18 protein-coding genes are annotated in these 19,893 nt (G+C 71.9%); all 18 read right to left on the bottom strand.

What is annotated here, in order from left to right:
* Nucleotides 1-2 precede the first annotated feature (2 nt).
* The 18 genes from rpe to pyrR all read right to left on the bottom strand — a co-directional run bounded on the left by rpe (nt 3) and on the right by pyrR (nt 19,891).
* The gene (gene rpe / locus G6R20_RS05740; RefSeq protein ID WP_163375797.1) at nt 3-671 is read right to left on the bottom strand and encodes a ribulose-phosphate 3-epimerase; all 669 of its coding nucleotides are present in this window, start codon (nt 669-671) and stop codon (nt 3-5) included.
* 66 nt (nt 672-737) lie between these two features.
* Nucleotides 738-1,652, bottom strand: coding sequence for an alpha/beta hydrolase (locus tag G6R20_RS05745; protein ID WP_163375798.1), 915 nt, complete (start codon nt 1,650-1,652; stop codon nt 738-740).
* Entirely contained in the window at nt 1,645-3,162 is a 1,518-nt protein-coding gene (locus G6R20_RS05750) for a transcription antitermination factor NusB (protein ID WP_163375799.1), read from the bottom strand. The genes G6R20_RS05745 and G6R20_RS05750 overlap by 8 nt, the downstream gene beginning before the upstream one ends.
* Nucleotides 3,159-4,091 carry a methionyl-tRNA formyltransferase gene (gene fmt, locus G6R20_RS05755; RefSeq protein ID WP_163375800.1) on the bottom strand — a complete coding sequence of 311 codons (933 nt, stop codon included), beginning with the start codon at nt 4,089-4,091 and terminating at the stop codon, nt 3,159-3,161. The genes G6R20_RS05750 and fmt overlap by 4 nt, the downstream gene beginning before the upstream one ends.
* Before the next feature lie 3 nt (nt 4,092-4,094).
* Entirely contained in the window at nt 4,095-4,649 is a 555-nt protein-coding gene (def, locus tag G6R20_RS05760; protein WP_163375801.1) for a peptide deformylase, read from the bottom strand.
* Nucleotides 4,650-4,750: 101 nt separating this feature from the next.
* Nucleotides 4,751-6,796: a primosomal protein N' gene (locus tag G6R20_RS05765; RefSeq protein WP_163375802.1), complete on the bottom strand. Its 2,046-nt coding sequence runs from the start codon at nt 6,794-6,796 to the stop codon at nt 4,751-4,753.
* Between the two features lie 44 nt (nt 6,797-6,840).
* Nucleotides 6,841-8,052: a methionine adenosyltransferase gene (gene metK, locus G6R20_RS05770; protein WP_172812164.1), complete on the bottom strand. Its 1,212-nt coding sequence runs from the start codon at nt 8,050-8,052 to the stop codon at nt 6,841-6,843.
* 60 nt (nt 8,053-8,112) lie between these two features.
* Nucleotides 8,113-9,393, bottom strand: coding sequence for a bifunctional phosphopantothenoylcysteine decarboxylase/phosphopantothenate--cysteine ligase CoaBC (gene coaBC / locus G6R20_RS05775; protein WP_205475747.1), 1,281 nt, complete (start codon nt 9,391-9,393; stop codon nt 8,113-8,115).
* Nucleotides 9,390-9,674 carry a DNA-directed RNA polymerase subunit omega gene (gene rpoZ / locus G6R20_RS05780; RefSeq protein ID WP_061228655.1) on the bottom strand — a complete coding sequence of 95 codons (285 nt, stop codon included), beginning with the start codon at nt 9,672-9,674 and terminating at the stop codon, nt 9,390-9,392. Before rpoZ ends, coaBC begins: the two co-directional genes overlap by 4 nt.
* Nucleotides 9,675-9,746: 72 nt before the next feature.
* Nucleotides 9,747-10,349: a guanylate kinase gene (gene gmk, locus G6R20_RS05785; protein WP_163375803.1), complete on the bottom strand. Its 603-nt coding sequence runs from the start codon at nt 10,347-10,349 to the stop codon at nt 9,747-9,749.
* A gap of 7 nt (nt 10,350-10,356) precedes the next feature.
* The gene (mihF, locus tag G6R20_RS05790) at nt 10,357-10,680 is read right to left on the bottom strand and encodes an integration host factor, actinobacterial type (protein WP_007631925.1); all 324 of its coding nucleotides are present in this window, start codon (nt 10,678-10,680) and stop codon (nt 10,357-10,359) included.
* A 412-nt stretch (nt 10,681-11,092) separates the two neighbouring features.
* Nucleotides 11,093-11,938: an orotidine-5'-phosphate decarboxylase gene (pyrF, locus tag G6R20_RS05795; protein WP_163375804.1), complete on the bottom strand. Its 846-nt coding sequence runs from the start codon at nt 11,936-11,938 to the stop codon at nt 11,093-11,095.
* On the bottom strand, nt 11,935-15,297 hold the full coding sequence (gene carB, locus G6R20_RS05800; protein ID WP_067717954.1) for a carbamoyl-phosphate synthase large subunit: 3,363 nt from the start codon (nt 15,295-15,297) through the stop codon (nt 11,935-11,937). The genes pyrF and carB overlap by 4 nt, the downstream gene beginning before the upstream one ends.
* Complete coding sequence (gene carA, locus G6R20_RS05805; protein WP_163375805.1) at nt 15,297-16,505, bottom strand: glutamine-hydrolyzing carbamoyl-phosphate synthase small subunit; 1,209 nt, start codon at nt 16,503-16,505, stop codon at nt 15,297-15,299. Before carA ends, carB begins: the two co-directional genes overlap by 1 nt.
* A complete protein-coding gene (locus tag G6R20_RS05810) occupies nt 16,502-17,050 on the bottom strand; it encodes a hypothetical protein (protein ID WP_067717949.1) in 549 nt (182 codons plus the stop codon). Before G6R20_RS05810 ends, carA begins: the two co-directional genes overlap by 4 nt.
* Nucleotides 17,047-18,372: a dihydroorotase gene (locus tag G6R20_RS05815; RefSeq protein ID WP_163375806.1), complete on the bottom strand. Its 1,326-nt coding sequence runs from the start codon at nt 18,370-18,372 to the stop codon at nt 17,047-17,049. Before G6R20_RS05815 ends, G6R20_RS05810 begins: the two co-directional genes overlap by 4 nt.
* On the bottom strand, nt 18,369-19,310 hold the full coding sequence (locus G6R20_RS05820; protein WP_067717943.1) for an aspartate carbamoyltransferase catalytic subunit: 942 nt from the start codon (nt 19,308-19,310) through the stop codon (nt 18,369-18,371). The genes G6R20_RS05815 and G6R20_RS05820 overlap by 4 nt, the downstream gene beginning before the upstream one ends.
* Nucleotides 19,307-19,891: a bifunctional pyr operon transcriptional regulator/uracil phosphoribosyltransferase PyrR gene (gene pyrR, locus G6R20_RS05825; RefSeq protein ID WP_067717941.1), complete on the bottom strand. Its 585-nt coding sequence runs from the start codon at nt 19,889-19,891 to the stop codon at nt 19,307-19,309. The genes G6R20_RS05820 and pyrR overlap by 4 nt, the downstream gene beginning before the upstream one ends.
* Nucleotides 19,892-19,893 lie beyond the last annotated feature (2 nt).

A 19,893-nucleotide genomic window follows, 5' to 3' on the forward strand; every position in this document is an offset into this window, starting at 1 on the left:
CGTCACGCCCGCGCGGCGAGGGCCCCGGAGCGCAGGGTCCCGATCATCGCGTCGGGATCCGGGGCACCGTAGACGGCCGAACCGGCCACGAACACGTCGCACCCCGCCGCCGCGCACTCGGCGATCGTCCCCGCGTCGATGCCACCGTCGATCTGGATGTGCACGTCGAGGCCACGGCGGTCGATCTCGGCGCGCAGCGTGCGGACCTTGTCCAACACCCCGGGCATGAACTTCTGGCCGCCGAAGCCGGGCTCGACGCTCATCACCAGGACCAGGTCCACGTGGTCGAGCAGGTCGAGGTACGGCTCGACGGCGGTCCCGGGCTTGATGGAGATACCCGCCTTGCACCCCCTGGCGTGCAGCAGGTCGGCGACGGCCTTCGGGTCGTCGGTGGCCTCCACGTGGAAGGTGACGTTGAACGCGCCGGCGTCCACGTAGTCATCGACCCAGCGCGCCGGGTCGGTGATCATGAGATGGCAGTCCATCGGCTTGTCCGTGACCTTCCCGACCGCCTTCGCGACCGGCGCACCGAAGGACAGGTTGGGCACGAAGTGACCGTCCATGACGTCCACGTGGATCCAGTCGGCGGACGGGATGCGCTCGATCTCGCGGTCCAGACGGGCGAAGTCGGCGGACAGGATCGACGGCGCGATGAGCGGCTGGTACGACATGACGACCAGTCTAGGCGGGCCCGTCCGGGCTGCTCCGCCGACATGGGACGGCGGCCCACGGACCGGTCAGTCGACGGAGCCGGTGACCGAGGTCAGGAACTCGAGCTGGTCGGCGATGATGCGCTCGAAGTGCGGCTCGACGTAGGGGTCGAAGTGTTCGCACGGGTACTCCAGGTACAGGCCGCCCGGAATCCGCTCCGCGGCCCGACGCGCGGTCGCCGCGGGGGTGATGGCGTCCTCCGTCGCGATCTGCACCAGCGTCGGGCAGGTGATCCGCCGCGTGTGCCGCATCGGCGAGTAGAAGCCGATCCGTGCCAGGATCCGTGCCGCGACGTCGTCGCGGAATTCACTGCGGCGCAGTCCCGAGTCGGCCGCGAGCCGATTCACCGCGGGATCGGCGTCCGGACTCGTCATGACCGCCGTGTCCCCCGGTCGCCCGACCAGAGGGACGTACCGCGGTTCCCGGCGCCGGAGCGAGCGCCACAGGTCGTCGAGGATGGCCGGGGCGAGTCGGAGCGCCGCGGCGAGCCCCGTCGCCCGGACCGCGGCCGGACCGCTCACGTGGGGGACCTGGGCGATGACTCCCGCCAGCCGCTCCCCCGTGCCGGCGAGGGTGAGGACGTGACCTCCAGAGAACGACGTGCCCCACGCGATGACGCGATCCGGATCGACGCCGGGCAGCGACCGGGTGAAGGCCAGCGCGGACCGCCAGTCGTCGAGTTGGCGGCCGATGTCGAGGAGTTGCCGGGGTTGTCCGTCGCTGGCTCCGAAATGCCGGTAGTCGAAGACCACCACGACGAAGCCCGCGTCCCGGAATCGCTCGGCGTACGCGGGTAGGCGCAGGTCCCGGATGCACCCGAAGCCGTGTGCCATGACGATGGCAGGTGCCGGGCTCGCAGGGCCGTCCGACGGCGCGTCCGGGCGATAGACCCAGGCCGAGCACCGAACCCCGTGCGAGCTGAACTGCGCATCCTCACGCATCGTGACCCCGTCGTAGTGCCGCCATGAACATCGCGTCTGTGCCGTGCCGGTGCGGCCACAGCTGCACCCACGGGCCGTCGCCCAGTCCGTTGACCGGACGGCCGACCACCTCCGCGAGGATGTCACGCACGTCGAGGAGTTCGACGTCGTCACGCCGGGCGGCTTCGCGGATGACCGACACTGTCTCCGAGAGGTGGGGCGAGCAGGTCGCGTACAGCACCACCCCGCCCGGTCGGACCAGACGCAGGGCCGACTCGAGGAGTTCGCGCTGGAGCGTGACCAGGCCCGGGATGTCGGCGGCGGTCTTGCGCCACCGCGCCTCGGGACGACGGCGGAGTGCGCCGAGGCCGGAACACGGGGCGTCGAGTAATACCCGGTCGAACCCCGGCTCCAGACCCGGGTCGCGTCCGTCTGCCGTGTGCACGGTCACCGGCAGGTCCTTGGTCGCGCCGCGGACCAGGTCGGCGCGGTGCTCGGAGATCTCCACCCCGGTGAGCGTCGCCTGCTCGATCTCCGCCAGCGCGCCCAGCAGGACCGCCTTCCCGCCGGGCCCGGCGGCCAGATCGAGCCACCTCCCGGAGTCCGGACCGGTCAGGGGGGCGCGGGCGGCGGCCAGCGCCACGAGCTGGCTGCCCTCGTCCTGGACCGCCGCGAGCCCTTCTCGTACGGCGTCGAGCGCTCCGGGGTCCCCGGAGTCCAGGTGGACCGCGTACGGGGACAGCTCACCCTCCGTACCGCCGGTGATCAGTGCCAGTTCCTCGCCCGTGATTGCACCGGGGCGGGCGGCCAGGTGGACCTTCGGCCGGGCGTCGTCGGCGGCGAGCAACTCGGGAAGCTCTCCGGCGGCGGCGCCGAGCGAGTCCGCGAACGCTCGGGCGATCCACTCCGGGTGCGCGGTGCCGATGGCCATCCGGGCCACGGGGTCGGTCACACCGTCGCGCAGCGCGTCGACCCAGGAGTCGAGGTCGCGGGCGGCGACCTTGCGGAGGACCGCGTTGACGAACCCGCCCGCCCGGCCCAGGCCGGCGGTGCGCGCGGCCTCGACGGCGGTGTCGACGGCGGCGTGCGCACCGATCCGGGTGAACAGCAGCTGGTAGGCGCCCAGCCGCACGAGATCGAGGACCGGCGGATCGATCTCCTCGACGGGCCGGGACGCCGCAAGCACGATCACCCGGTCGAGCAGTCCCTGTGCGCGGAGCGTGCCGTAGGTCAACTCCGTGGCCAGCGCCGCGTCGCGTGTGTCCAGCTTGGCGCGGCGCAGTTCCGCCGGCAGGGCCAGGTTGGCGTAGGCGGCGCGTTCCCGCACGGCCGCCATGACCGCCAGCGCGACGGTCCTGGCGTCGGGACGGGGCTGCTTCTGCTGCTTCTGCTGTTTCTGCGGACGGGAGTCCGGACGTCGCCGGCGGTCCGACTGCGGGCGGTTTCCTCCACCGCTCTTCGGGCGTCCCTGTCCGCCCCCGCGGCGGGAATCGGGCCCCTGTCCGCGGCCCTGTCGGTCGTCGGCGCTCACTCGAACACCGCGCCCTCGTCGAGGCGGGCGCCGCGCACCCAGTCCAGTGCGTTCATCATCTTCTTGCCGGGGGGCTGGATGGTCTCGATCGCCATCGGTACCGTCGCGGTGCCCACGAGGAACGACCGCTTGTCCCACGAGATGAGGCCGGGCCCGAGGTCCGTGGGTGGATCCTCGGCAGGGCGGGCCGAGCCGATCTTCACCCGTTCGCCGCCGAGGGTCGTCCAGGCCCCCGGCGCCGGGGTGACCGACCGGATGTGCCGGTCGACGGCCAGGGCGGGATCACTCCATCGCACCCGCGCGTCGTCGACCGTGAGCTTCGGTGCATGGGAGGCGCCGTCGGCCGGTTGGGGAACAGCGCGGAGCTCTCCCGTCTCGATCCCGTCCAGTGTCGCCGCCAGCAGCCCGGCGCCGGACACGGCGAGTCGGCCGAGCAGGTCACCGGCCGTGTCGCGGGGCCGGACGGTCTCGGTCATCGTCCCCAGCACCGGGCCGGTGTCCATGCCCTCGTCCAGCAGGAAGGTGGTCGCGCCGGTGATCTCGTCACCGGCGGCGACGGCGGCGTTGACCGGGGCGGCTCCCCGCCATGCGGGGAGCAGGGAGAAGTGCAGGTTGATCCACCCGTGGGTGGGGATGTCGAGGACGGGGCGCGGAACGAGGTGGCCGTAGGCGACCACCGGAACCGCGTCGGGTGTCAGCGTGCGCAGTCGCTCCGCGAACTCGGGGTCGCGGGCGTTCGGCGGGGTGAGGACCTCGATGCCCGCTGCGTCGGCCGCGGCCGCCACGGGGCTGCGGGACAGTCCCCGACCGCGGCCGGTGCGGGCGTCGGGACGCGAGACGACGGCGACGACCTCGTGACGGTCACTGTCGAGCAGCGCCTGCAGGGACGGGACGGCGACCTCCGGGGTGCCGGCGAAGACGAGACGCACTTCTCACCTCACCGCCATCGCGTCGGAGAGCGTGTCATAGATGACGCCGCCGCTGACCGCCGCGCTGCCGAACCAGCTGGCCGAGCGGATCTCGGCCATCGCCTCGCGTCGGCGCTCCGGGGTGAGGCGCTGCAGGAACAGCACCCCGTCCAGGTGGTCGGTCTCATGCTGGACGGCGCGGGCGAGGATGCCCTCGGCCTCGAAGCTGACGGGCTCGCCGTGCACGTCGACACCGCGCGCCCGGACGCGGGCGAACCGCTCGGTGGGCAGGGAGACCCCGGGGATGGACAGGCAGCCCTCGTTGACGTGGGTCTTCTCCTCGCCGATCGGCTCCCACTCGGGATTGACCAGGTGGCCCTCCCGCCCGCCGCAGCTGTAGACGAACACACGGGTGGACAACCCGATCTGGGGCGCCGCGAGCCCGGCCCCCTCCTCGTGCGCGACGGTGTCCATGAGGTCCGCCACGGTGCGTGCCAGCCTGTCGTCGAAGGAGGTGACGGGGTCGGCGGGGGTCCGGAGGACCGGGTCGCCGAAGAGCCGGACGGGATGGACGGACATGCGTATGGGTCTCCTGGCAGGCGTCGGTGCTGAACGGCCATTCTAGGCGCTCCGTCGGCGTGCGCCGTCGTCGGCGGTCGGCCGGACGCACGGCGGGGCGGTCAACCGATGTGGACGGGGTCCAGACGAACCCGGATCGAGTGGCTGTGGCGGCGTCCGGAACGCCGGAGGACCAGTGCCCGGAGCTCCGCCGCGACCTCGGCGAGGACGGGCGGGGGCACCCGGAACAGCACACGCTCCGGGTCCTCCACCTCGTCATGACCAGGGAGCTCCTCCCCGGCGGGCAGATCCACCGGACCCAGTACCTCGACACTGTCCGTGAGGCGGAAGTCCTCGAGGACCTCGGCGAGCGCGGCGGCCGGCCCGTCGACCGCGATCATGTGCACCGCCGGCGGGAACCCGACCTCGGCGCGGTCCGCGAGTTCGCGCTCCGCCCAGCCCTGGGGATCCCACCGGACCAGCGCCTGGGCGACCGCGGACTCGGATTCGGCGGACAGGAACACCCTGCCCCCCTCGTCGGCGGGACGGACGAGACCGGCCGCCCCGATCCACAGGCGCAGGGCGTGCTGGACGGCCCGCAGGTCGGGTCGGCCGAGAAGCGCCCACGAGTCCAGGAGCAGTGCGGCCCCGTACCCGCCCTCGGCGACGGGTTCCGCTCCCGGGGTGGCGACGATGATCGCCGGGCTCGCGGGCACGGTGTCCAGGATCTCCCCTCCCCCGCTCGTGCGGATCCGGACACCGGGGAACATCCGGCCCAGCTCTTCCGCGGTGCGGCCTGCCCCCACCACCCCGGCCCGCAGCGCCCGCGATCCGCAGGCCACGCAGCGGAAGCTCGGCTCGGGGGCCCCGCACCACCCGCACGCCAATTCCACCGGCCCGTGGACCTCGTCCATCCGCCCGGCGCGGAGCGGGCCGTTGCACCGGCGACACCGCGCCGGGGTCCGGCACGACCCACACAGCAGCGTGGGGATGTACCCCTTGCGGGGCACCTGTACGAGGACCGGAGCGTCCACGTCGATCGCCTCCCGGGCCATCGTCAACGCCACGGCGGGCAGCCGCGTGCGGCCCCCCGCGACGTCGCGGGCCTGCACCGGGTCGGCGTCGGTCACGGCGACCACGCGGGGCGCGAGCTCGCGGGTCAGTCCGGGGCGCGGGCGGATCTCGTGTGCCCACCCGGAGCGGACGTACTCGGCGACCTCGGGGGTCCGGTCCACCGACGACAGCAACAGGGGTACGCCCTCGAGGGCCGATCGCTGTGCGGCGACGTCGCGCGTGTGGGGGTACGGGGCGCGCGGCTCGACGAACGAGTCGTCCCCGTCGTCGTGCAGCACGATGAGACCGAGTTCGGGCAGGGGGGCGAAGACCGCGCTCCGGGTGCCCACGACGATCCGGGCGTGGCCGCGGATCGCCCGCAACCAGCGTCGGTACCGGGCGGACGGCCCGACCCCGGCGGACAGATCCGTGACGAGGTCCCGACCGGCCGCGCCGCCCCCGACGACCTCGCGACAGGCCGCGGTGAGACGGTCGACGTCCCGCTGGTCCGGGACGATCAGGAGGACCTGGAGCCCACGACGGCGCAGGGAGTCGGCGAGGGTCGCCAGGGCCCGGGCCCAGTCCCGTCCCGGCGGGACCGTCCACACCCCGCGGGCGGGGACGGCGCCGGTCGCGGCCTCGAGGAACCTCGCGACCATCGGGTGGTCGCCCCACCCCTCCGGCATCTCTACCGGCCCCACCGACACTCCCAGGGGCGGCCCCGGCTCGGGAACGGACTTCTCGGCGGCGGCATGGCGCGGCGGGATCGCCAACCGGATCACGTCCGAGCGCATGCCCACCCACCGCCGCGCCACCAGGTCGACCAACCGGAGCAGGTCCGGGGTGAGGACGGGCTCGGGTGACACGACCCGCTCGAGCCAGGCGAGATCCCCCTGGTGATCGGTCTGCGCGCGCCGCTCGACGAGGAAACCGTCGACCAGCCGCCCGGCGAACCTCACCCGCACCCGCACCCCCGGGACCGCCTCGGCGGAGAGTGACTCGGGGACCAGGTAGTCGAACTCCCGGTCGAGATGGAAGACCCCGAGCAACGGCAGGACCCGGGCCACGGGGGCATCGGCCGCCGCGACCCGGGTCGCTGGGCGCGTGGTGGTCACGTGCGGGATCCTCGCACCCCGCTACGACACACGGGGTGACGGCGTCAGAGTCCGGCGGCCTGCTTGAGCTCGTCGACGCGGTCGGTGCGCTCCCAGGGCAGGTCGATGTCGGTGCGGCCGAAGTGTCCGTAGGCGGCCGTGGGGGCGTAGATCGGACGCTTGAGGTCCAGGTCGCGGATGATCGCACCGGGCCGCAGGTCGAACACCTCGGTCACCGCCTGCTGGAGTCGGTCGATGTCGACCTTCTCGGTGCCGAACGCCTCGACGAACAGTCCGACCGGGGCGGCCTTGCCGATGGCGTAGGCGACCTGGACCTCGACGCGCTCGGCCAGGCCGGCGGCGACGATGTTCTTGGCGACCCAGCGCATGGCGTAGGCGGCGGAGCGGTCCACCTTGGACGGGTCCTTGCCGGAGAAGGCGCCGCCACCGTGGCGGGCCATGCCGCCGTAGGTGTCGACGATGATCTTGCGTCCGGTCAGGCCGGCGTCGCCCATCGGGCCGCCGAGGACGAACCGGCCGGTCGGGTTGACCAGCAGCCGGAAGTCGGCGGTGTCGATCCCGCCGGCGGCCTCGGTCAGGACCGGGTCGATCACGTGCTGCGTGAGGTCGTCGCGCAGGGTGGTCTCCAGGTCGATGCCGTCGGCGTGCTGGGTGGAGATGACGATGGTGTCCAGCCGGACCGCGCGGTCGCCGTCGTACTCGATGGTGACCTGGGTCTTGCCGTCCGGGCGCAGGTAGGCCAGCGTGCCGTCCTTGCGCACCTCGGTCAGCCGCCGCGAGAGGCGGTGGGCCAGCGCGATGGGCAGTGGCATGAGCTCGGGGGTGTCCGAGCAGGCGTAGCCGAACATCAGGCCCTGGTCGCCGGCACCCTGGCGGGCGATGGCGTCCTCGACCGAGTCTGTGGAGGTGCGGGCCTCGTGGGAGGTGTCCACGCCCTGGGCGATCTCCGGCGACTGCTGCCCGATCGAGATCGACACGCCGCAGGAGACGCCGTCGAAACCCTTGTCCGAGGAGTCGTAACCGATCTCGACGATCTTGTCGCGGATGAGCTGCGGGATCTCCACGTAACCGGTGGTCTTGACCTCGCCGGCCACGTGGACCATGCCGGTGGTGACCATCGTCTCCACGGCCACTCGGGCCGCCGGGTCCTGCTCCAGCATCGCGTCCAGGATCGAATCTGAGATCGCGTCACAGATCTTGTCCGGATGCCCCTCGGTCACGGACTCGCTGGTGAACAGCCGACGTGCCTGCGTCACAGTGGTTCTCTCTTCCATGGTGGGATCGCGTGTGATCGTTGCCGATCGCGTGGGGACAGACTAGTCGGTGCGGTCTGCGTCACTCCGCCCGGTCCGCCCGCGAGCGATCCCCACGATCGCGTCGAGTAGACGGTCGGCCAGGAGGTCCTTGCTGGCGCGCTCGAGGGCCGTCTCGCCGCCGCCCGAGTCGAGGATCCAGCCGCCGTTGACGTCCTGTCCGAAGGTGGTGTCCCGTCCCACCTCGTTGACGACGAGGAGGTCGCACCCCTTCCGGGCGAGCTTGGCGCGGCCGTGCTCGAGGACCGTGCCCGACGCGTCCCCGGTCTCGGCGGCGAAACCCACGAGCACGCAGTCGGCCGGGACGTCCCCCGCCGCACGCGCGGAGACCAGGTCGGCGAGGATGTCCGGGTTCCGCCGGAGGCGGATCTCCGCGGGCTCCGATCCGCTGCCCTTCTTGAGCTTGGAGTCGGAGACGTCGGTGGGCCGGAAGTCGGCGACGGCGGCGGCCTTGACGACCACGTCCGCCCGGGCCGCTGCGCGCAGGGTCTGCTCCCGCAGTTCGAGGGCGGACTCGATGTGGACGACCTCGACGGCGGGCGGGGTCGGCAGATCGGAGGACGTCACCAGGGTCACCCTGGCACCCCGGGCAGCGGCCACCGCGGCGATCGCGTGGCCCTGCTTGCCCGAGCTGCGGTTACCGAGGAAGCGCACGGGGTCGATCTCCTCACGGGTACCTCCGGAGGTGACGACGATGCGCTTGTCGGCGAGGTCCCACGGCAGTGATCCGCCGTCGAGGAGGAGCCGGGCCAACCGCGCGATGTCGGCGGGCTCCGGTAGACGCCCCGCGCCGGTGTCGGCGCCGGTGAGCCGGCCGGACGCCGGCGGCATGACGTGGATGCCGTCGCCCCGGAGGGTGTCGACGTTGCGACGCGTCGCGGGGTGCTCCCACATCTCGGTGTGCATGGCCGGGGCGAGGAGCACCGGGCACCGCGCGGTGAGGAGTGTGGAGGTGAGGAGATCGTCGGCGCGCCCGCTCGCCGCGCGGGCCAGCAGGTCCGCGGTGGCGGGAGCGACGACGACGAGGTCCGCCCGTTGCCCGAGGGCGACGTGGCGGACCGAGGGCACGTCCGAGAACACCCCGGTGGACACCGGGTTCCCGGACAGCGCCTCGAAGGTGGCGGACCCGACGAATCGCAGGGCCGCCTCTGTGGGGACGACGTCGACGTGGCATCCGGACTCGGTGAGCAACCGGATGAGGCCACATGCTTTGTAGGCGGCGATCCCGCCGCCGACTCCGACGACGACGCGCGGGCCGCGCATGTCGTCCCCGGAGGGGCTCACTCGCCCTCGGCGCAATCGAGCAGGTCGGAGTGCAGCTCACGCAGCGCGATGGTCAGGGGCTTCTCGTGCAGCCCCGGGTCGACCAGCGGGCCGACGTACTCGAGGATGCCCTCCTCGATCTGGTTGTAGTACGAGTTGATCTGGCGCGCCCGCTTGGCGGCGAAGATCACGAGTGCGTACTTCGAGGACGCCCGCTCGAGCAGCTCGTCGATCGGGGGGTTCGTGATGCCGATCGGGGTGTCGTACAGCGGGGTGGCCGCTGCGGCTTCGGTGGTGGCCACTATGGGTTCTCCTCTGGGGTACTGCCTGGGGTCGGTGTCGTCGATGACACCCTGGTGACGCTGGGCTCGCCGCTAGTCGCGGCCGACCAGCAATGATACCAACTCGTCCACGGCCTTTTCGAGTTCGTCGTTGACGACGACCTCGTCGAACTCTCCGCGGGCCTCCATCTCGACCTTCGCGGTCTCGAGTCGGCGGTCCACCACGTCCTGCGGTTCGGTGCCCCGGCCACGCAGCCGGACCTCGAGTTCCTCCCACGACGGCGGGGCGAGGAACACGGTCCTGCCCTCCGGGATCGACTCGCGGATCTGGCGCACCCCGGCGAGGTCCACCTCGATGAGGACGGGTCGTCCCGCCTCGAGCGCGCGGTGCACCGGATCGGCGGGGGTCCCGGAGAGCTGCAGTCCGCGGTGGATCTCCGCCCACTCCAACATCCGACCCTCGGATACGGCTTTCCGGAAGTCCTCGGTGGACACGAAGTAGTAGTCGCGGCCGTCGACCTCCCCGGGCCGCGGGTCCCGTGTGGTCATCGACACGCTGAAGTAGAGGTCGGGGACGCACTCGCGGAGACGGGCGACGACGGTTGACTTCCCGACGGCGGAGGGGCCGGCCAAGACGATCAGCCGGCCCCTCTTCGCCGTCGTCTCCGGGATGACCCCGGATGACGGTGTGTTCATGCGTCGATCAGTCGACCGTGAAGTCGAACCGCTCGAGCAGTGCGCGACGCTGGCGGTCACCGAGACCACGCAGACGACGCGTCGGCGCGATCTCGAGCTCGGTCATGATCTCCTGAGCCTTGACCTTGCCGACCTTGGGCAGGGCCTCGAGCAGCGCCGAGACCTTCATCTTGCCGAGGATCTCGTCGCTCTCGGCATCCTTGAGCACCTGCTTGAGGTCGGTGCCGCCACGCTTCAGGCGCTCCTTGAGCTCAGCCCGGGCGCGACGGGCGGCAGCCGCCTTCTCCAGAGCAGCAGCGCGCTGCTCATCGGTCAACTGGGGAAGGGCCACAATTCCTCCGTCTCGTTCGTGTGTGTCTCATGACTCACGCGGATGTCCACCGTAGGACACCCCCGCCTGGTGTGCGGTGACCGGCCCCGGCGCGTCCGCGGGCTGCGGAACACCTCCGGGAGCGGGCGCTCCCTCGTGCTCACCGTACCCGGGCGGTTCCGCCGCCCCCGAGGGGGACTTCCACGGCTCCGGGCCTGATGACCTCAGCAACAGTACGCGGCCGACCGGCCGGGTACCAGACGGGGTCCCGCTGTGGCACCCCGTCTGATCTGCGCATTGACGGTTCGAGGTTGTATGGCACCCTAGCGCCGCCCGGCCGGGGGCGCGACGCGAACCGCCCGATTCCCGCGAGCCCGGCTCCGGGCGGCCGTCACCGGTGGGACGCCGGTACACCCGTGTGGAACGCGGCGACTCAGGAGTCGTCGGAGAACCTGTACTGTGCGGCGAGTTCGACGACCGTCGCGCGCATCGCGTCGACGTCCGGCCCGGCGCGGAGCACGTGCCGCGAGACGTTGACCAGGGTGAGCGGGAGCGCGGGCCCGGCGATCCTGCGGACGTCGGCGAGGGTGCCGCCCTGCTCCCCCACCCCGGGCATGAGGACCGGGCCGGAGAGCTCGTCGAGCCTCGGGGGGTCGGTCACCGTCGCCCCGACGACCACGCCGAAGGACCCCGGTGCACCATCCCCGGCGCGGGCGTTCCGCAGAGCCACCTCGTCGACGACGGACTGGGCGACCGTGCCGGCGGGGCCCGCCGAGCCCTGCAGGGGCCCGGCCTCGGGGTTGGAGGTCCGGGCCAGGACGAACAGGCCCCGGCCGGTGGAGGCCGCCGTCTCGAACGCCGCGTCCAGTGCGCCCACCCCGAGGTACGGGGACACCGTGAGCGCGTCGCAGGCCAGCGGGGACCCGTCCCGCAGCCACGCGCGGGCGTACCCTGCCATGGTGGAGCCGATGTCGCCGCGTTTGGCGTCGGCCACCGACAGCGCCCCGCGCTCGCCGATGGCGGCCAGGAGCTCCTCCAGGACCCGGAACCCGGCGGACCCGTGCTCCTCGAAGAACGCCACCTGGGGCTTGACCGCGGGGACCAGGTCACCGAAGGCCTCGAGAGACCGCCGCGAGAACTCCGCGACGCCCGCCGCGTCGACGCCCAGGCCCCACGCCTCCAGCAGCGCCGGGTGGGGGTCGATGCCCACGCAGAGGTTGCCCCGCTCGGCGACCGCCCTGCGCAGTCGGGCACCGAACGGGGCCGCGGTCGACGTCACCGCGCCGCGTACCCGGCGTGCAGCTCCTGCAGGGGGCTGACGCTGACGTCGCCGCGCAGCATGGCCTCGATCCCGTGGACCGCCGCGGTGGCACCCTGGACGGTGGTCACGCAGGGCACGCGGCGGGAGATCGCCGCGGAGCGGATCTCGTGGCCGTCGGCACGGGTGCCCCCGGTCGACGAGGCGATGTTGAGGATGAGGTCCACCTCGTCGGCGTTGATGCGGTCGACGATCGTGCGGATCGGCCGGCCGTCCTCGTCGACCGGGCCGGTGCCGGACTCGGTCAGCTTGGCCACGGTCTCGCAGGCGATGCCGTACCGGCGGAGCATGAGCGCCGTGCCCTCGGTGGCCAGCACCGTGAACCCGAGCGCCGCCAGCCGCTGGGCCGGGAACACCATCGACCGCTTGTCCCGGTTGGCCACCGAGACGAACACCGTGCCCGACAGCGGCAGCACGCCGTCGGCGGACAGCTGGCCCTTGGCAAAGGCCACGGCGAAGTCCGGGCCGATGCCCATGACCTCACCCGTCGACTTCATCTCCGGGCTCAGCAGGGACTCCACGGTGTCGCCCTCCGGGGTGCGGAACCGGTTGAACGGCAGCACCGCCTCCTTGACGGCGACGGGGGCGTCCGCGGGAAGGGAGCCGCCGTCCCGGTCGGACGGGAGCAGCCCCTCCGCGCGCAGGTCGGCGATCGACTCGCCCAGCATGATGCGGGCACACGCCTTGGCCAGGTGCACCCCGGTCGCCTTGGACACGAAGGGCACCGTCCGGCTGGCCCGGGGGTTGGCCTCGAGGACGTAGAGCACGTCGTCCTTGAGGGCGTACTGCACGTTCATCAGGCCCTTGACGCCGATGCCCATGGCCAGCGCCTCGCTGGAGCGGCGGACCCTGTCGATGTCGTCCTGTCCGAGGGTGATCGGCGGCAGCGTGCACGCGGAGTCGCCGGAGTGGATGCCGGCCTCCTCGATGTGCTCCATGACGCCGCCCAGGTACACCTCGGTGCCGTCGCACAGGACGTCGACGTCGATCTCCACGGCGTCGTCGAGGAAGCGGTCCACCAGCACCGGACGGTCCGGACTGATCTCGGTGGCGCGGTCGATGTACGAGCGCAGGGAGCCCTCGTCGTAGACGATCTCCATGCCCCGGCCGCCCAGCACGTAGGACGGGCGCACCAGTACCGGGTACCCGATGTCGGCGGCGATGGCGGTCGCCTCGTCGGCGTTGATCGCGGTGCCGAACGCCGGGGCCGGCAGCCCCGCCCGGACCAGCACCTCACCGAACTCGCGGCGGTCCTCGGCCAGGTCGATCGCGGACGGGCTGGTGCCCACAATGGGCACGCCGGCGGCCTCGAGCTGCGCGGCCAGCCCCAGCGGGGTCTGGCCACCGAGCTGCACCAGCACCCCGGCGACCGTGCCGGACTCGGACTCGGCGTGGTAGACCTCCATGACGTCCTCGAACGTCAGGGGCTCGAAGTACAGCCGGTCGGCCGTGTCGTAGTCGGTCGAGACCGTCTCCGGGTTGCAGTTGACCATGACCGTCTCGTACCCGGCCTCGGACAGCGTCAGGGCGGCGTGCACGCAGGAGTAGTCGAACTCGATGCCCTGGCCGATGCGGTTGGGCCCGGAACCGAGGATGATCACCTTCTCGCGCTCGGTCTGCGGGGCGACCTCGGACTCGGCGGCGGGGTCGAGCTCGTAGGTCGAGTAGTGGTACGGGGTCTTGGCCTCGAACTCCGCGGCACACGTGTCGACCGTCTTGTAGACGGGCCGGATCCCCAGCCTGTGGCGCAGGCGCTGCACGCCCTCGGCACCGGCGAACTCGGGCCGGAGGGCGGCGATCTGCGCGTCCGACAGACCGTTGTGCTTGGCCCGACGCAGCAGGTCCGCGCCCAGCACGGCGGCGTCGACGATCTCGCGGCGCAGGTCCACGAGCTCGGCCACCTCCTCGAGGAACCACGGGTCGATGCCGGAGGCCTCGTGGACCTGCTGGACCGTCGCCCCCAGGCGCAGCGCCAGCTCGACGTCGTACATCCGGCCCTCGGTCGGACGGACCAGGTCGGCGAGCACCGCATCCACGTCGGTGGAGCGCCCGGGTGCGATGGTCTCGTCGGGCAGGGTCCAGAATCCCGAGGCTTTGGTCTCCAGCGACCGCATGACCTTGCCGAGGGCCTCCCGGTAGTTGCGCCCCAGGCTCATGGCCTCACCCACCGACTTCATGGTGGTGGTGAGGGTGTCGTCGGCACCCGGGAACTTCTCGAAGGCGAACCGGGGCGCCTTGACCACCACGTAGTCGAGGGTCGGCTCGAAGCACGCGGGGGTCTCGCCGGTGATGTCGTTGGTGATCTCGTCGAGCGAGTACCCGATGGCCAGCCGTGCGGCGATCTTGGCGATCGGGAAGCCGGTGGCCTTGGAGGCCAGCGCGGAGGACCGCGAGACCCGGGGGTTCATCTCGATCACGACCAGGCGGCCGTCGACGGGGTTGATGGCGAACTGGATGTTGCAGCCACCGGTGTCCACGCCCACGGCGCGGATGATCGCGATGCCCAGGTCGCGCATGTTCTGGAACTCGCGGTCGGTCAGCGTCATCGACGGCGCGACGGTGACGGAGTCGCCGGTGTGCACACCCAGGGCGTCCACGTTCTCGATCGAGCAGATCACGACGACGTTGTCCTTGTTGTCGCGCATCAGCTCGAGCTCGTACTCCTTCCACCCGAGGATGGACTCCTCGATGAGAACGTTTGCGGTCGGCGAGGCGGACAGCCCGCCGCCGGCGATGCGCTCGAGGTCCTCGGTGGTGTAGGCCAGACCCGAGCCGAGGCCGCCCATGGTGAAGGAGGGCCGGACCACGACCGGCAGCCCCAGCTCGGCGACGGTGGCATGGACCTCCTCCATCGTGTGGCAGACGGCGCTGCGGGCCGACTCGCCGCCGACGCTGGCAACGATGTCCTTGAAGGTCTGCCGGTCCTCGCCGCGGTTGATGGCGGGGATGTCCGCGCCGATGAGCTCGACCCCGTGCTTGTCGAGGAGCCCCTGGGCGTCCAGCTGCATGGCCGCGTTCAGCGCGGTCTGCCCGCCGAGGGTCGCGAGCACCGCGTCCACGGGGTGGCCGTCGGCGGCCTCCTTGGTCAGGATCTTGTCGATGAACTCGGGCGTGATGGGCTCGACGTAGGTGGCGTCGGCGAACTCCGGGTCGGTCATGATCGTGGCCGGGTTGGAGTTGACCAGGGTCACACGCAGGCCCTCGGACTTGAGCACGCGGCACGCCTGGGTGCCCGAGTAGTCGAACTCGCAGGCCTGGCCGATGACGATCGGCCCGGAGCCGATGACGAGGACGTGGTTGATGTCTGTGCGCCGGGGCATCAGTTCGAACCCTTTCTGGAGTCTGCGGAGCCGAGGTCGGAGGATTCGAGCAGGCTGACGAAGCGGTCGAAGAGGTCGGCGGCGTCCCGGGGGCCCGCCGCGGATTCGGGGTGGTACTGGACGGAGAAGGCGCTGCCGTCGACCAGGGCGACGCCCTCGACGGTGCCGTCGTTGGCGCACACGTGGGTCACGGCGGCCGTGCCCCACGGGGTCTGCCAGGTGTCACCTTCCGGGGCGCGCAGCGCGAACCCGTGGTTCTGGGAGGTGATGGCCACGGCGCCGGTGGCCTTCTCGATCACCGGGATGTTGATGCCGCGGTGCCCGAACTGCATCTTGTAGGTCTCCAGCCCCAGAGCCCGGCCGAGGATCTGGTTTCCGAAGCAGATGCCGAAGAAGGGGATCCCCTGGCCCAGCACCTCCTTGGTGAGGTGTACCGCGTGGTCGGCCGTCGCCGGGTCGCCCGGACCGTTGGACAGGAAGACCCCGTCGACGCCGAGGTCGAGGATGTCCTGCAGCGTCGAGTCGGCGGGCAGGACGTGGACGCGGACCCCGCGCTCGGTGAGCATCCGGGGGGTGTTGGTCTTGATCCCCAGGTCCAGCGCGGCGATCGTGTAGGACGCCTCGCCCTCCGGCTCCACCACGTAGGCCTCGCGCGTGGAGACCTCGTCGGACAACGACGCGCCGGCCATGGACTCCTGGGCCCGGACCGCGGTGAGCATGGTCTCGTCGTCGGTCAGGTCGTCGCCCGAGAAGATCCCGGCCTTCATGGCCCCGAGCTCCCGGATGTGGCGGACCACGGCGCGCGTGTCGATACCGGCGATGCCGACCACGCCCTGGGCGGCCATCTCGTCTTCGAGGCTGCGGCTGGACCGGTGGTTGGAGGGCTGTCGCGACAGGTCGCGGATCACGAAGCCGGAGACCCAGATCCGGCCCCCGCGGGCCTCACCGTCGAGGAGGGACTCGCCGTCCTCGTCGTTCCAGCCGGTGTTGCCGATCTGCGGCGCGGTGGCCACGACGATCTGCCGGCAGTAGGAGGGGTCGGTGAGGGTCTCCTGGTAGCCGGACATGCCGGTGGTGAACACGGCCTCCCCGAGGGTGGTCCCGGTCGCGCCGAAGGAGGTGCCGCGGTGGATGCGTCCGTCCTCGAGGACGAGCGCGGCGGGTTGCGGGCCCGACTGCGGCGCGGGCGTGGTGCTGTGCGGTGTCACTGGTTCTCCTCGGTGGTGGAGCTGGAGTCGGTGGGCGTGTCGGAGGGGTCGGCGTCTCCGCGCAGCGCCTCCCAGCGGGGGTAGGTGTCCTTGTCGTCCGCCCGGAAACCGGAGTCGACGAGCGTTCGGCCGTCGGTGCCCGTCACCTGCCATCGCGCGACGAGGATGCCGCCGCCGGGCACGGTCTTGTTGGCCAGCGCCGAGGCGCGGCGCACGTCGACGAGGTCGGCGCGGGGGATCCACACGACGGCGTCGGCCAGCTCGAGGCGTATGCCGCCGGTGTGGGCGGTCAGGGTGCCGGCGGAGCGGTGGCCGAGGGGCGGGCGGGCGATCCGGGCCTGCCAGTCCCCCGCGACGGTGCTGCCGATGTACACACCGGTCAGCGGCCCCAGGACGATCTCGCCCGGGTCGGCGGGCGGGGTGGGGAGCTCGTCGAAGAGCCCGGCCTGGGACCGGCTACGGTTCCGCCATCCCAGCGTCATCAGACCGATCAGCGCGAGCAGCACGGCGATGACGATGATGACGGTCCAGTAGTCCTGGGTCATGCGAGTACCTCTCCGTCGCGGGTGGTCAGGCGGCCCCGGTACACGGTGCCGACGACCCTGGCCGCGAATGTCATTCCCTCGTAGGGGGTGTTGGCGGACAGACTTGCGAGCGCGTCGCCGACGACGGTCCACGGGGAGTCGGGGTCGACGACGACGAGGTTCGCGGGCTCCCCTACGGCGATCGGTCGCCCCTGGTCCGACAGGCCGGCGATCTCGGCGGGCCGGGTGCTCATGACACGGGCGAGGTCCCGCCAGGTCATGTCCCCGGTCTCGACCAGCAGGGCGGCGACGATCGGCAGGGCGGTCTCGAGTCCGAGCATGCCCGGCCGGGCGGCGGCGAACTCGCAGCACTTCTCCTGCGCGGCGTGCGGGGCGTGGTCGGTGGCGACGCAGTCGATCACGCCGGACCTCAGCGCCTCGCGCAGCGCGAGGGTGTCGTGTGCCTCGCGCAGGGGCGGGTTGACCCGGTAGACGCCGTCGTAGGTCTCGAGCCGGGAGTCGTCGAGGAGCAGGTGGTGCGGGGTGACCTCGGCGGTGATCGAGATCCCCTGGTCCTTGGCCCACTGCAGCAGTTCGACGGTGCCGGTCGTGGAGGCGTGGCAGATGTGCACGCGGGCGCCGGCGTCGCGGGCCAGGATCGCGTCTCGGGCGACGATCGATTCCTCCGCCGACCGCGGCCATCCGGTCAGTCCCAGGCGTGCGGCGTGGGGCCCCTCGTGGGCCACGGCGCCGCCGGTCAGTCGGGGTTCCTCGGCGTGCTGGGCGACGAGGACGCCCAATCCGGCCGAGTACTCCAGGGCTCGACGCATCACCAGCGGGTCGTGGACGCACATCCCGTCGTCGGAGAACACCCTGACACGGGCCTCCCCCGCGGCCATCTGCCCCATCTCGGTGAGCTGCTCACCCTGGAGACCCACGGTGACGGCGCCGACGGGGTGCACGTCGCACAGTCCGACCTCGCGGCCGATCCGCCAGACCGAGTCGGTCACCGTCTGGTTGTCCTGCGGGGGTTGGGTGTTGGCCATGGCGAACACCGCCGTGTACCCCCCGCGGGCCGCGGCGGCAGAACCCGAGGCGATGGTCTCGGTGTCCTCGCGACCGGGTTCACGCAGGTGGGTGTGCAGGTCGACGAACCCCGGCAGCAGCACGGCGTCGTCCGCATCGAGGACTTCGGTGCCCGGCGCGGACAGGTCCACGGACCCGCCCGCGTCCGGACCGATCGCGGCGACGACGCCGTCGCGGACGAGGACGTCGACCGGGTCGCCCTCGCCGTAGGGACGCACCCGCCGTAGCAACAGGGTCGGTGTGTGGGGGGCGCTCACTCAGGGGTTCCTTCCGCCGTGACGAGAGTGTGGAGCAGGACCGACATGCGCACGTGCACGCCGTTGGTGACCTGCTGGAGGATCGCGGAGGACGGCGCGTCGGCGGTGTCGAAGCCGATCTCCATCCCACGGACCATCGGACCCGGGTGCAGGACCACGACGTCGTCGCGGAGCCGGGCGGCGCGCGTCGGCCCGAGCCCGTAGCGCACCGCGTATTCGCGGGCGGACGGGAAGAACCCACCGTTCATCCGCTCGGCCTGGACGCGCAGCATCATGACGGCGTCCGCACCGTCCAACTCCGCGTCGAGGTCGGTCGACGCGCGGACCGGCCAGCCGTCGACTCCCACCGGGAGCAGGGTCGGCGGGGCGACGAGGACCACCTCGGCGCCCAACGTGGACAGCAACAGGGCGTTGGACCGGGCGACGCGCGAGTGCAGGATGTCCCCGACGATCACCACCCGGCGTCCGTCTATTCCGCCGAGGCGTTCACGCAGGGTCATGGCGTCGAGCAGGGCCTGGGTGGGGTGCTCGTGCATCCCGTCACCGGCGTTGATGACCGACGGGCCGACGCCACCCGGCGCGACCCACCCGGCGATCTGCTGAGCGGACCCGGAGGCGGGGTGACGCACGATGAGGGCGTCCGCGCCGATGGCGGTCAGGGTGAGCGCCGTGTCGCGCAACGACTCGCCCTTCTGGACCGAGGAGGCGCTGGCGGAGACGTTGATGACGTCCGCGCTCATCCACTTGCCGGCCGTCTCGAACGACACCCGCGTGCGGGTGGAGTTCTCGTAGAACACGGTGAGGACGGTCTTGCCCCGCAGTGTCGGCAATTTGCGGACCTCGCGACCGAGGAGCGTCTCCTTGAGTCGTTCCGCCTCGTCGAGGATGGACAGGGCCGAGTCGCGGTCGAGGTCGGCGGCCGAGAGCAGGTGCTTCATCTCGTCCTCTCCGCGTCCGGACGCCGCAGGACCACGGCGTCGACCCCGTCGACCTCGGTGAGCCGGACGGACACTCCCTCGTCGCGGGAGGTGGGGACGTTCTTGCCCACGTAGTCGGCCCGGATCGGCAGTTCACGATGCCCGCGGTCGACCAGCACGGCGAGCTGGACCCGCGCCGGTCGACCGAGGTCGCGCAGGGCGTCGAACGCCGCGCGGATGGTCCGGCCCGAGAACAGGACGTCATCCACGAGGATCACCGTCGCGCCGTCGATCCCGGCCGACGGGACCCGCGTGGGGTTCATCGGCCGGTGCGGGCCCCCGGCGAGGTCGTCGCGGTAGAGCGTGACGTCGAGGGCCCCGGCGTGGACGTCCGCGCCGCTGAACTCACGGATCCTCTCGGCGAGTCGGGCGGCGAGCGGCACCCCGCGGGTGGGGATTCCGAGCAGCACCACGGGGCCCGAATCGGGCGCGTCCGCAGCAGTGCGTTCGATGATCTGATGTGCCAGGCGGGACACCGTCCTGGCGACGTCGTCGGACGTGAAGAGTGACACCGAGTTCTCTTGCGAACCGTCAGCGCTCACCG

It is taken from the genome of Dietzia sp. Alg238-R159 (genome assembly GCF_900537145.1).
Taxonomy (GTDB): domain Bacteria; phylum Actinomycetota; class Actinomycetes; order Mycobacteriales; family Mycobacteriaceae; genus Dietzia; species Dietzia kunjamensis.

Excerpts from the sequence above, each read along its gene's own strand:
- G6R20_RS05745 (WP_163375798.1), bottom strand. The coding sequence starts at position 1,652 with ATGCGTGAGGATGCGCAGTTCAGCTCGCACGGGGTTCGGTGCTCGGCC.
- carB (WP_067717954.1), bottom strand. The coding sequence starts at position 15,297 with ATGCCCCGGCGCACAGACATCAACCACGTCCTCGTCATCGGCTCCGGG.
- gmk (WP_163375803.1), bottom strand. The coding sequence starts at position 10,349 with ATGAACACACCGTCATCCGGGGTCATCCCGGAGACGACGGCGAAGAGG.
- G6R20_RS05820 (WP_067717943.1), bottom strand. The coding sequence starts at position 19,310 with ATGAAGCACCTGCTCTCGGCCGCCGACCTCGACCGCGACTCGGCCCTG.
- G6R20_RS05810 (WP_067717949.1), bottom strand. The coding sequence starts at position 17,050 with ATGACCCAGGACTACTGGACCGTCATCATCGTCATCGCCGTGCTGCTC.
- rpe (WP_163375797.1), bottom strand. The coding sequence starts at position 671 with ATGTCGTACCAGCCGCTCATCGCGCCGTCGATCCTGTCCGCCGACTTC.
- def (WP_163375801.1), bottom strand. The coding sequence starts at position 4,649 with ATGTCCGTCCATCCCGTCCGGCTCTTCGGCGACCCGGTCCTCCGGACC.